Genomic DNA, 11,782 nt, shown 5'->3' with positions numbered 1-11,782 from the left:
TCCGGTACCCGAAGGCGCAGGACGATGGCGCTGTTCGTCGAGGGCCGTTCGCGCGCGCCTGGAAGCGATCTCATGACGGCGCGTGCCCTGCCCGGATCCAGCAGTCAACGTCTCATGACGGGCAGACCGGCGGCCCGGTTGCCGCATCGGGTGGGCGCGCCGAGTTCCACTGCTCGGGGCAGACGGTGCTGTCGTCGAGACGGAGAATTGCAGGGGGCGATGGCGGCAACCCGACCACCCGCGCACAAGTCCTGCCTACCCCGGAAACGAGCATCGGCTTGAGCAGTGCCAACTCCCGGCGCAGCGACGCCGAGGCGCACGGCGGCTCCGCCGAGGCGCGGTGCCGCGGCCAGGCATCAGACGGGTTCCCCCTCTTCTCGCAGGCAGTTGTAACCGATGACGTCGTCGCGATTGCTGGTTTCCGCGCGCTCGCACTCCCAGTAGTCGTTGTAGTACTCGGAGAAGACCCACACGCCCTCGGACGGGTCACCGGGCGACGCGTAGCAGTTGTACCCGTAGACCGTGGTGGGCTCGTCCGGCCCCGGCTGCGGCGCGTCCGGGTCCGGACCCACGCCGCCTTCACACTCGTAGTCCGTCTCGGCGGCCATGGCCACCGGAACGGCGCTCAGCATCGCACCGCCGCTCAGCAACCCGATGACGGCGGCGGCCGCGCAGGCTCGGCGCAGACGTGTCCTCACTGATCGCATGGGCAAGTCCTTCCCTGGAGAGAGTGGTCCTTCTGTCGGACCACAGCCGATGGTGAGAGCTGCAGTGGCCTTCCCTGTGGCGGTGCAAGCCGTAATCACCCAGGGGAGTCAAACGGAAGTGCGCCCCGCGCACTCAAAGGGCGCGTACTGCGAGTGACGGACTGGCGGGCTAGCAGTTGATCACTCCTCCGCGCGGTTGGACGGACATGGAGCGGCTCTGCGTGCGGGCGGTTTCCGCCGCTGACGGATCGGGTATCCCCCTGCCCGTGCTGTCGCTCCACGTAGCAACCGAGGGCGGACCGCCCTGTGTCAGTCGCGAAGCGGACCTGCCTCACTACGCGGCCAGCACGATGAAGGTGGCGATCCTCGCGGCGCTGCACCGCAGTGGCCTGGACCTCGACGAGTCCGTCCCGCTGGTCAACTCCTTCGCCTCAGCGGTACCTGGCGCGCCCCGTTACTCGCTCACCGAGGACTGGGACACCGATCACGCCTGCTGGAGCCGGCTCGGCCGGCAGGTACGCCTTGGGTGGCTCGCGAGGCAGATGATCGCCCACTCGTCCAACCTCGCCGCGAACACCCTCCTCGAACGCGTAGGCACCGCGGCCGTCAACGACGTCTGGCGGCTGGCCGGCGCCCGGCACAGCATCGTCGGCCGCGGCTTCCAGGACATCGCCGCCCAAAAGGCCGGAATCACCAACCTGGTCACCGCCGAAGATCTCGTCACACTGCTGTGGCGGCTCCCCCGCCCCCTGCTGGACGAGCTCGCCCACAACGTCCACCGCGTCGACCTGGCCGCAGGGCTCCCCCACGGCACTGCCGTCGTCTTCAAAAACGGCTGGATCCCTGGTGTCCGCCACAGCGCGGCCATCGTCCGACCCCCTGACGCGGACCCCTACGCCATCGCCGTCTGCTACACCGGCCCCCTCGCCACCGGCCACGCCGTCCACGACCCGGCCGCCCGCATACTGGCACGCATCTCCGCCCGCATCTGGGCACTCCGGCACACCTTCGAACAGCGCCCCTGACCGGCGCAGCCGGTCGTCACCCGGCCAAAGGGCACGGTCGAGGCAGTAGCAGTCGAGCTGTCTGCTCAAGGCGAACGGAAGAACGGCTCCGGCTCACGGCTGAACGGCCGACATACCGAGTGCGTGCGACCAACGCCAGCAGGACGACGAAGCACAGACCTATGCCGAGCAGCGCAGCGGAAGGCGGCGGCCGGCCCGATGAGGCAGCACCGTACGTGTCGCGAACGCGGTGCCGAAGCGGTCGGAGACGAACGGCGCGAACGCGACGGCGAGCGCCCCCGACGTCCACCCGCGCTTCGTCACAACCGGCCGCCCCCGCTTATTCCCGCCGTCGGCCGGGGAAGATCACGCCTGATTCCGCTTCGCAAACGGCAGGAAGCACCATGGCAATGCTCCCGACCCCACCGGCTCCCCCGACGCTCCCGGCGCGGCACTCCGACGCTTACCAGCCACCGCCGATCTACGCTCCCTACCCCTGCCCCGTCGACCCACGTCTCGGCCCCGCGAGCCGACGCGCCAAGGAGTGGGGGCGCCGCATGGGGATGCTGGACGGCACGGTGTGGGACGAGGCTCAGGTCGACGCGATGGAGTACGCGCGATTCGGCGGCATGTCGCACCCCGAGGTGACGGATGAACAGCTCGACCAGGCAAGCCAGTGGCATCTAATGGCCTACTACGTCACCGACTACTTCGACGTCCACTACCGCACCCGCCGCGACCTGCCCGGCGCGCAGCGGTTCGCCTCCCGACTGGCCTTGTTCATGCCGCTCGAAACGCCCGGGTCACCGGCCGGCACCCCTCCGCCGGCCAATCCCGCCGAACGGGGCCTGGCCGACCTGTGGCGCAGGATCGCCCCCGCCATGCCCCGAGAACTGCGCGTCCGGCTGCGCCGCAACATGAGCGAGTACTGCGACCGTTACCCGCAGGAGCTGTGGAACGCGGTCCACAGCCGGGTCCCCGACCTCGGTGAATACAGCGCGCAGCGCGTCGGCACGTTCGGCTTCAAGTGGACCGAGGACCTACTGCGCCACTGGGTGGGCCCCGACCTCCCACCTGAGGACATCTTCGACACCTGGCAGCTGCGCGAGGTATCGGACATCTTCGCCGAGGCCGTGGCCTTCCAGTGCGACACCCTGGTCTACGCCGGCGAGGCACACACCATCGCCGCGTTCAACAACGGCGTCACCGTCGTCCAGCGTTTCCTCGGCCCCGACGGCCATAGCGACCCTCAACGGGCCGGTGAACTCCTCAACAACCTGGCCACCGCGCGGCTGCGCCGCTTCGAGAGCCTCGCCTCCCGCGAGATCCCGGCGATGCTGGAACACCACAACGTGAACGCGCCACAGCGCCAGGCCCTCACCACGCTCCTGCGGTGGATGAGGTACATCATCGGCGCCGCCCACGAATGGCTCAGACGACGCCAACTCGAAGGCACCGGCCTCCGCCTCCCCACCCAACCCCGAAAGGCCCCCACCACCCTCCCCACCGGCCCGACCGGCATCGGCACCTCATCCCTCAGAGGGCACCTGATCTAGGTAGTTGGTGCTCTGGGATGTTTGTGTGACCGGTGGCGTTGGTGGTCGTTGCACCGTGTGTGAGTGATCGCCGTCCGTACCGCAGTGATGTGTCCGATGCCCGCTGGGCTCTGATCGAGCCGGTCTTCACCGCCTGGCGGGCGAGGCGAACCGGGCCGGGCACAGCGGCCCGCGTGCATGATCTGCGAGAGATCGTCAACGCGATCCTCTACGTCAACCGCACCGGCATCCCGTGGGAGTACCTCCCCCATGACTTCCCGCCGTACAAGACCGCCTACGACTACTACGCGAAGTGGGAAGCCGACGGCACCACCCAGCAGGTCCACGACCTGTTACGCGACAAGGCCCGCCGAGCCCACGGCCGCAGCCCCAAGCCAACCGCAGCCGTGGTCGACGCGCAGAGCGTGAAGACCTCGGCGAACGTGGCCGAGACCAGCCAAGGCATCGACGCCGGCAAGAAGATCAAAGGACGCAAACAAGGTCTGGGCCGATGGCGGATACCAGAGCAGCATCTTCAACCACGGTGCCGGCTACGGCATCGACGTCGAGGTCGTGCAGCGGAGCCGGGCGAAGGGGTTCGAGCCGCTTCGCAAGCGCTGGGTGATCGAGCGAACCTTCGGATGGCTGATGCACCACCGCCGGCTGGCACGGGACTACGAGGCCCTGCCCCAGAGATCCCGGGCAATGATCCACTGGGCGATGGCTGACAAAATGTCCCGCGAACTGACGGGAGAATCCGCCCCATCCTGGCGAATCGAAACGGACATGACCGCCACAACAGCCTGAACGTTGATCAGATGCTCTCTCAGACTGGCGTAACAAATCGCCATCCCCGCCGAGCCAAGCACCGCAAGGGGACGGCTTGTCAGCTCTGCGAGGAACTCGTGGTGTGCGGAGCGATTCCGTGCACGCCGCCGACGACCTGTATCCGACCTGAACCGGGTCCGCAGCCGAGCCCCAACCCGACGGCGCCCCGTTGTCTGGGGCAGCGTGGACGACTGCCTGCTCACCGCCGAACAGCGAGGCGCGCTATGGACCCGCGCTGATGACGTGCAGGGCGAAGCGGTGGGTGAAGGCGTTCCAGGCGGCTGTCGATGCCGGTTCGTCAGTCAACGCCCGTGCGTACAGTTCGTCCGGGTCGACGCCCTGCTCGCGCAGCCGTTGCCGGTCCCAGCAGCGGATCCGCTCGGCTGTCGCCTCCGGATGGAACTGCACACCCCACGCGGCATCCCCCACGCGGAAGGCCTGGTGCCGGCAGCGCTCGCTCTCCGCGAGCCATACCGCGCCCGGCGGGAGTTCGGTCACGGCGTCGACGTGGTGCTCGATGGCGGATGTCACTGCCGGCAGGCCGCCGAAGAGAGGGTCGTCGTGGGCGGCGGCGCGCAGCCGGATCGGCGTGCTTCCGAACTCCGGTTCACCGTGCCGGGCCCGCACCGTACCACCGGCCACATGAGCGAGCAGCTGACCGCCCAGGCATACACCCAGCATCGGGTTGCCGTCCTGGAGTGCCTGGCCGATGAGGCGGCGCACGCCAGGCAGCCAGGGCGCCCGCTCGTCCTCCCAGGGCAAAAAGCCGCCACCGAGGACGACCAGGGCCCGCGGTCCCAGCCGTACGGGCAGCGGTTCGCCGGCGTAGGCCCGTACGACGTCCAGGCGCACCCCCGCTTCCCGCAGCCAGACGCCCATCCGCCCCGGACCCCCCAACCGCGTGTTCTGCACCACGAGCACGGCCTGGTCGCCGACCCCTTCGGTACGGTGCGGAGCGGAAACCACTCTTGAGCCTCCAGGCGAGGTCAGTCCAGTGCCACGAAATCGGTGTACGTAGCGTTCTACAGGTTCTCCACACCGTCGTACAGCAGGAGGATTCGTTCCAGCTGAAGTGCCTCGAATGCGCCCGAGTACTGCAACGGTGCTTGCCGTGACTGATGGCCGCAGGGCGAGACGAACAGCGGCCCGGTCTTGTTCCCGCCGCGCACCGAGCTCCTGTCGCGTGCACGCCACGTCCGGGCACACGCCCCGCAGCGCCCAGCCTGGCGGCGTACCTGCGCCTCGTGCCGCGCCGGTACGGCTGACCGCTCGCCCTGCGGCACTTGGTGGCTGGGAAGTGATCACTGAGTCGGGTGGTCACCTGCTGTCTCCCCACTACTGCGGAGCGCGCCGCCCCCCGCTGGAGCGGCCAGAGACGGTAGATCATGAAAGCGGTCGACCCATGACCGCTGCGGCGCAGGACATCGACCGCCCGGCGGACAGCCACACCGACCCAACTCGCCATCAATCGCACTCTCGCCCAAGCGCGGGCACCCGCTCGAACCGCTCCCAGCGGCCGAGTACGCGTGTGGCCCCGCAGACGCGCGTCGAGGAAGCCGCCGCCCCGCCCTGTCCGGCGGTCACGCCCGCCCTCCCCCGTTTCTCTTCCCAGATCCAGGAGGGCGCAGGACGCGTACAAGGGATGTTAGCGACCCGATCACCTGCGCACAGGCCGCTACCTGCCCTGTCGAGAGCCTCGGCCGAAGGGTGCGGGTCATCCGGCGCAACCCCGAACCATCCTGCGGACGCAGCGGCCAGCGCAACGCCAGGCGTAACGCAGCCGGGCGCGCGCGGCGCCGCCGACACACAAATACCCGCCTCGGACGGGTGAACACCGGCCGGCCGCGGAACCGCCGTGCCCCCAGCACGTCATGGCGGGCATGAGGCAGATCAGTGACACGCATGTGGCCACGGCGGGCCTGGCCGTGGTGGAAGCCGCCGCCCCCGACGAGCAGACCGCCCTCGCCATTCATGACCTCCTCGCCGCCCACTGCGCCCTCGCGCCCGCCAACCGCACCTACCGAGAACCCGGCGAACCCGGCATCCGGCTGCGCTGCTACCCCGACCTGAACCAGACAGCCGACGGGCAGCACTCCGCGAGCCTGCCGCATCCGCTCACTGTGACTGGCAGACCGGTGTGTCACGTACTTGCTGCTCAGGGCGTGTCGCCAGCCCAATCGAAATGCGTCAGCTCGCCGGGACGTGGGTCGTACACGGCCCGGCCGCCGACGCCGAACTGCCCAGCTCGGTGGGCAGCGCGACGCCGGTATCGACCTCGCCGGGCATGACATCGGTGATGTCGAGCAGCAGGCCGTCCCGGGCCGCCGATCAGTTCGGCGCAGGATGTCGTTGATCTGCTGATGTGCGGTGGCCGGGTCCGTGGCAGCCTCGTGGAAGGCGTCCCTCAGCATCCGGCGGTCGCTCTCTTTGGCGGACTCGCGGGCCAGGAGTACGGGCAGGGTGGGCTGCCGGTCGGCGACATCGCTGAGCGCACTGGCAGTCGTGGTGGTGTAGGGCAGGAGGTCGTCGCGGATCTGGAAGGCCGTGCCCAACGCCTCGCCAAAGAGGCACAACGCCTCGATGTGGCCTTCGGCGGCTCCGGCGAGGATCGCTCCGCCCTGGCTGGCGGAGCTGGTCAGGGCCGCGGTCTTACCCGCGATGATCTCCCACGCCCGCGATTGCGGGTAGTTCAGGTCCTCACGGGCCAGGACCTCCCGCCGCCCCGCTCTGACCGCGCGCCCGATCGCCTCGATCGTGAACCGGGTCGCCCGCGCCACTCGCTCGACCGGCACGCCGGCGTCGGACTGGGCGAGCATCGCGGCATATCCGGTGACGGCCAGGTTGTCTCCGGACAGCAGCGCCTCGCAGACACCGAAGTGCTTCATGGTGGAGGCCCGGCCGCGGCGAGTGGGAGCCCAGTCGATGATGTCGTCGTGGATCAAAGAGGCGACGTGTACGTACTCCAGGCCGGCGGCGAACGGGGTGAGTAGCTCGCTGCCGCCACCTACGGCGGCGGCTGACCACATGCACAGTTTCGGCCGCAGCAGCTTGCCGGAAGGGAAGAGCATGTCCAGGCAGGCAACCTCCAGCACGTCCTGGCCGCTGCCGACCCGGCGGCGTAGTTCGGTTTCCACCAGCCTCGGGATGGTCTCCTCGTCCAAAGCGGTGGCCGGGAGGACGGTGCCCGGTGTGACATCGGTTGACACTCGTGCTCTCTTTCCATGGACGGTGAGGGGGATTGACTGTGGGTCAGCAGGGCACAACCAGCCGCCGCGCGGCCAGGCTCACTTCGACGATCGCTCCCTGCGGCGGCAGGGACTTGCGCAACCTCGAACGCGATGAGCTCGCTGATGGCGCGGGTCCATCGCCTGGCGAGCAGGTCCGCACGGTCGACACCGAAGCGGTCGAGGTCCTCCAGCGGCAGACGCAGCTGGCCATCGGCCAGGTCCTCAGCCAGGTCAACCAGGTTGTCGCCCAGCTGGAGCACTTCGCCCCACTCGTTCGCCAACGGGTCGAAATCGGCGCCCAGCGGTGTCGACGTCGCAAAGAACAGACGCAGCGGGCCGCCCGTAGTACTGCGAGCAGACTGCCGGAACTCCTCGAACGTGGCGAACCCGGTGAACGACGCAGCCCACCGAACCGCTCCAAGCGCATCTCCACCGGTCCACTGTCCGCTCGCCTATCAGCCTTGAGGAGCATCCATCCGAGCGCGGGAAGATGCACACGCACAGGGAGCGGCGAACACGTCACGCAGATCACGCCGTGGACTTCACTCAGGGCGGAGCCCTGGCGCGCACAGGCGCTGTAACCGCCGCAGTACAGGATCAGTGATCCCTGCCGCGTCCAGCCATCGCCGAATCCACACCGTTACCCCTCCTCCGCTTCCCGCGTTTCGTGAGGTTCTCCAGGGCCTCCGCCGCTGCCGACGCCGGCCGGTGCCGCCACCTGCTCCAGCCGTCAAGTACACCCTGGTCGGCGTGCCGGCAGTCCCGGGTGCCGTAACGCTCTTGGGCACCACACGGCACCGGAAGATGAAGTCCGCTTCGTCAACAACGATCCTCGCCGGCCGGGGACCGGTCATTGCCCCGGAAGGGTGGCGAGGCGGGCGTGCAGCAGCACGGATGGGAGCTGGAACAGTCGGACCGGGTGGTGTACCACCGGTGCGCAACCCTGGCGCAGCCTTCGACGGCGTGCTCCAACTCGTACGTCAGGCGGCCCTGTTGTCGGAGGGAAGACGGAAGTGGTCCATCGTGCCACTGGCAGGGGCGTTGCCCTTCCCCGGCACTGAACTCGCGGGCGGGGCCACCGCGCCATGTCGCCGGCAGAACCGCATTACTTGTCGATCTTCACCGTGGTCTCACGGCGGCCGGTAGTGAGCATGATGGAGTAGCCGAGGGAGACCTCCCCTCGGCTCTCATGAAACCGTGCGTCATCGCTCGGTGAAAGCAGTGCCGGCCACATCGTCGGCCTGTCGGACGCCCGGCCGCCTCCCGCAGGTGGGGGTCTTCGGGCTGAACTCCCCGGATTCCCTGGGGTGCTCAGTCGCACCAAGGCACTGCGGGGACATCGGACGCCCGGCGGCGTCAGCTGGCTCGTGCCCAGAAGGCACCGGACAGTGAGCCGATGCCGCGGGTGGAGCACTTGAGCATGCGCGGCATGCCGACCGGGCCGGCCGTAATGGTCCGGCCCGCCAGGGTGCCCGACCGGACGACGATGGTCGGCAGCGCGGCTCCGGGCGCCCAGCTGCGCGGTCCGCGCGAGTCGAGCACGGAGGTGCCCGTCGGCCTGCCCGTGCGGTCTCCGCTGCTGTACCAGGTGACCCTGCCTCCTCCCGAGACGTCGCGCGCGGTGGTGCAGCTCGCCTTGCCGGACAGGTTGAAGGTGACGACGCCTGAACGGATGCCGCGGACCGACCCGTTGGGGGAAACACAGCGGTCGAGCAGCAGCTTCCCGCGTACCGTGGTGGACTTCTCGCGTGAGCTCAGAGCTGGCTGGATGGTGACGGGGGCGCCGGGAGCGGTGTGTCCGTCGCAGGCGAGTACGGTGCCGGCGCGGACGGCATGCGGCGCGGCTGCTTGGGCGGCGGGGTGCGGGGAGAGCACCGAGGCGCCCACTGCGAGCACCGCGGCAGCGGCGAGGACAATCCGGTTCCGCATTCCATGAGCGGCCACCGTGCTCGTTCGAATGGTATTCACATTTCCCCAATCTGGGCCGTGTGTACGCGCCTGGACTGGCGCTTGGATTTCACTGTCCTTTCTGCCCTAGAGTTTTAGGAAATCGTGGGATCTACGCTGGCCCCCTGCCGGTGGTCCACTCGTTTGGGGCGGAGCTCTGTCCGCGGTACGCCCCGGTCAGGGGGACGGAATTCCGAAAGAGGGGCGTGCCCGATTCAATGCCGCACGACAGCAAGAACTTCGATGCTCTGGCCAGGACATCCGCAAGTGACCGTCTGGCTATAGGATTCGCGGTACGCGTGGTGCGTGTTCGGCGGGTGGTCATCGCCGGATGGGTCGCCGCGGTCGCACTGGCGGCCTTGTTTCTTCCAGGGCTGTCGAGCTCTTTGTCCGTGCCGCCCTTGCTGGCTCCCGGCTCGGATTCCGAGCGCGCCGCCCACATTCTCTCCCGGGCGTTTCCGGAGCTGGGTACGGAGCAGGCGGTCGTCGTGTTCCATTCCCGTACGGTCCCGGTGGAAAGCCCGACCTATCAGCGCACTGTGCAACGGGTCGTGGCGGCACTGGCGGCGACGCGAGGCGTGAAGGACATCACCGACCTGCCGGCGGTCTCCACCGATGCCGCTTCCCCGCGCACCACCTATCGGATGGTGGCCCTCTCCGGAACCCAGGGCGAGCGTCAGGCGCACAGTGCCGCGCAGCAGCAGGCCGCGTCGCGGGCCGCCGAGGAAGCCTCCAACGGCGACGTGGAGGCGAATGTGCTGGGGCTGACGGCCGCCGTCAGCCAGATGCAGGACGCGATCACACCGTCTCTCAGGCTTGCCGAGGCTCTCGCCCTGGGTGCCGGCCTGATCGCTCTGATCCTCGTGCTGCGCAGGCCCCTGCAGGCGCTGCTACCGCTCACGGTGGCCGGCGGGGCGGTCGCGGTGACGCTCGCGGGTCTGTCGCTGGTGCCGGGCGGCCAGTCCGCGGACCTGCTGACCGTGGCCGTGACGTCCGCGGTGGGCCTGGGTATCGGCCTCGACTATGCCTTGCTGCTGGTGATGCGCACACGTGAGGCGTTCGCCGCGGGCGCGAGCGGCACCGAAGCGGTGGAGCGGGCCGTCGCGACAGCGGGAAAGACCCTTGCCTACTCGGCGGTGACAGTGATCGCCGGTGCAGCCAGCCTGCTGGTGGTGGGCATCCCTCTGGTCCGCAACTGCGCGCTCGGAGTCATCACGGTCACCGCGGCCACGCTCCTGGCCGCCCTCACGCTGGTACCCGCGTTGGCGGCGCAATGGCCCGAGCGCCTGATCGCCGGCGCGGGCGCCGGCGCCGACGCCACGCCGGGCGGCGAAATGTGGGAGCGCTGGGCGCGGCACCTCATGCGTCATCCGTGGCGCTACACCCTGGCCGCGGTCTGCTGCCTCGGCCTTGCAGCCGTGCCGGCGGCGGGGCTGCGAACCGGTTTCGAGTTCGACCGGCAGGCGCTCGCCACCACTCCGGCGGGCGTCGCCCTCGACCAACTGGAACGCACCCGCCAGCCGGGGGCCGCAGCGACGCTCATGGTGGTGCTGCCGCATCCCGGCCAGTCCACCCTTCCCGGCCTCGGTGTCCTGATGGGTGCCCTTGCGGACGATCCCGGCGTCGCGGCGAGTGTGCCCATCGGCAACGGGCGCGACACCACGAGCATTCTGGTCCTCCCCCGCAGCACACTCGACTCGCCGAGCACCGAGGCTCTCGTCGACCGACTGCGTACGGACATCCTGCCGACCTCGCTGCCACCGGATCAGCAAGCGGTGGTCGGCGGAGCGCCGGTCGTCATGCTCGACCAACGTGCCGCTGTGGACGGCAACATCGTTCCCATCACCGTGTGTCTGCTCGGCGGCGCCCTGGTCTTTCTGCTGGTCGCGTTCCGCAGCCTGATCCTTCCGGTCAAGGCCGTCCTCGCCAACATCGTGGTGGCGGCGGCCTCCTTCGGCCTGCTGCACCTGGCGACTCCGTGGCTCAGCGACGGCCCACCCGTGGTGAACCACTATGTGCCGCTGCTCACCTTCGTGTTGCTGTTCGCCCTGTCGCTGGACTACGAGCTGTTCCTCGTCCGCCGCATGCGCGAGCACTATCTGCAGTGCGGTGACAACACGGCAGCGGTCGCCCGCGGCCTGGCCCGCACCGCCACCCCGATCTCCCTGGCCGCCGTGATCATGGTCCTCACCTTCCTCTCCTTCCTCGTCATCGACAGCGCACAGATGCGGCAGTTCTGCCTCGCCCTCGCCATCGCCATCACCCTGGACGCCACCGTGGTGCGCCTGTTGCTCATGCCGGCGCTGATGCAGCTGCTCGGTCGTTACAACTGGTGGCTGCCGTCTCCGCGCCGCCGTTCGCATCCACAGCTGCCGGCTCAGAGCAGCTCACCCCACCAGCACGGCGACCTGTCCGAGTCGCAAGACGTGCGCCAGAAGACCTAGGGCCTGTCGTTTGGATCATGCCGGCGTCGCGGGGTCTGGCACGCACATCTGCCGCGTTGTCGTCACTCGCCGACGCTCCGCGTCGACTCC

General features: G+C 69.1%; 9 protein-coding genes and 2 pseudogenes. 5 read left to right on the top strand and 6 right to left on the bottom strand.

The genetic code is table 11. The features are described 5' to 3' along the window. Positions 1-356: 356 nt before the first annotated feature. Entirely contained in the window at positions 357-707 is a 351-nt protein-coding gene (locus ACIQ6Y_RS37165; RefSeq protein ID WP_404046689.1) for a hypothetical protein, read from the bottom strand. A 206-nt stretch (positions 708-913) separates the two neighbouring features. Here ACIQ6Y_RS37165 and ACIQ6Y_RS37160 point away from each other — a divergent pair, with 206 nt between their 5' ends. After that, positions 914-1,732: a serine hydrolase gene (locus ACIQ6Y_RS37160; RefSeq protein WP_404046686.1), complete on the top strand. Its 819-nt coding sequence runs from the start codon at positions 914-916 to the stop codon at positions 1,730-1,732. A 159-nt stretch (positions 1,733-1,891) separates the two neighbouring features. Here ACIQ6Y_RS37160 and ACIQ6Y_RS37155 read toward each other — a convergent pair whose 3' ends face one another. Next, positions 1,892-2,035, bottom strand: a complete 144-nt coding sequence (locus tag ACIQ6Y_RS37155) for a hypothetical protein (protein WP_404046683.1) — start codon at positions 2,033-2,035, stop codon at positions 1,892-1,894. 233 nt (positions 2,036-2,268) lie between these two features. Here ACIQ6Y_RS37155 and ACIQ6Y_RS37150 point away from each other — a divergent pair, with 233 nt between their 5' ends. Together ACIQ6Y_RS37150 and ACIQ6Y_RS37145 are read left to right on the top strand one after the other, a co-directional pair. After that, positions 2,269-3,267 carry a hypothetical protein gene (locus ACIQ6Y_RS37150; RefSeq protein ID WP_404046680.1) on the top strand — a complete coding sequence of 333 codons (999 nt, stop codon included), beginning with the start codon at positions 2,269-2,271 and terminating at the stop codon, positions 3,265-3,267. Between the two features lie 59 nt (positions 3,268-3,326). Further along, positions 3,327-4,053 (top strand): annotated as a pseudogene (locus ACIQ6Y_RS37145) (transposase). A 243-nt stretch (positions 4,054-4,296) separates the two neighbouring features. Here the strand turns inward: ACIQ6Y_RS37145 and ACIQ6Y_RS37140 are convergent. Continuing rightward, positions 4,297-4,953: a type 1 glutamine amidotransferase gene (locus ACIQ6Y_RS37140; RefSeq protein WP_404046998.1), complete on the bottom strand. Its 657-nt coding sequence runs from the start codon at positions 4,951-4,953 to the stop codon at positions 4,297-4,299. Positions 4,954-5,945: 992 nt separating this feature from the next. Between ACIQ6Y_RS37140 and ACIQ6Y_RS37135 the strand changes: the two genes are divergently transcribed. Further along, on the top strand, positions 5,946-6,362 hold the full coding sequence (locus ACIQ6Y_RS37135; RefSeq protein WP_404046995.1) for a DUF6207 family protein: 417 nt from the start codon (positions 5,946-5,948) through the stop codon (positions 6,360-6,362). A gap of 75 nt (positions 6,363-6,437) precedes the next feature. Here the strand turns inward: ACIQ6Y_RS37135 and ACIQ6Y_RS37130 are convergent. The 3 genes and pseudogenes from ACIQ6Y_RS37130 to ACIQ6Y_RS37120 form a co-directional block, all read right to left on the bottom strand. Then, a pseudogene (locus ACIQ6Y_RS37130) lies at positions 6,438-7,142 on the bottom strand (polyprenyl synthetase family protein); the annotation flags it as partial. Continuing rightward, positions 7,079-7,627 (bottom strand): squalene/phytoene synthase family protein, encoded by a 549-nt coding sequence (locus ACIQ6Y_RS37125; protein ID WP_404046993.1) that lies wholly within the window; start codon positions 7,625-7,627, stop codon positions 7,079-7,081. The gene ACIQ6Y_RS37125 and the pseudogene ACIQ6Y_RS37130, both read right to left, overlap by 64 nt. Before the next feature lie 1,030 nt (positions 7,628-8,657). After that, complete coding sequence (locus tag ACIQ6Y_RS37120) at positions 8,658-9,230, bottom strand: hypothetical protein (protein ID WP_404046677.1); 573 nt, start codon at positions 9,228-9,230, stop codon at positions 8,658-8,660. A 236-nt stretch (positions 9,231-9,466) separates the two neighbouring features. Between ACIQ6Y_RS37120 and ACIQ6Y_RS37115 the strand changes: the two genes are divergently transcribed. After that, complete coding sequence (locus ACIQ6Y_RS37115; RefSeq protein ID WP_404046674.1) at positions 9,467-11,692, top strand: MMPL family transporter; 2,226 nt, start codon at positions 9,467-9,469, stop codon at positions 11,690-11,692. Positions 11,693-11,782 lie beyond the last annotated feature (90 nt).

It is taken from the genome of Streptomyces sp. NPDC096205 (assembly GCF_044763135.1).
Classification (GTDB): Bacteria; Actinomycetota; Actinomycetes; order Streptomycetales; family Streptomycetaceae; genus Streptomyces.
Note: the sequence above shows the minus strand (reverse complement) of the source record. Positions and strands in the feature narration are given on the sequence as shown.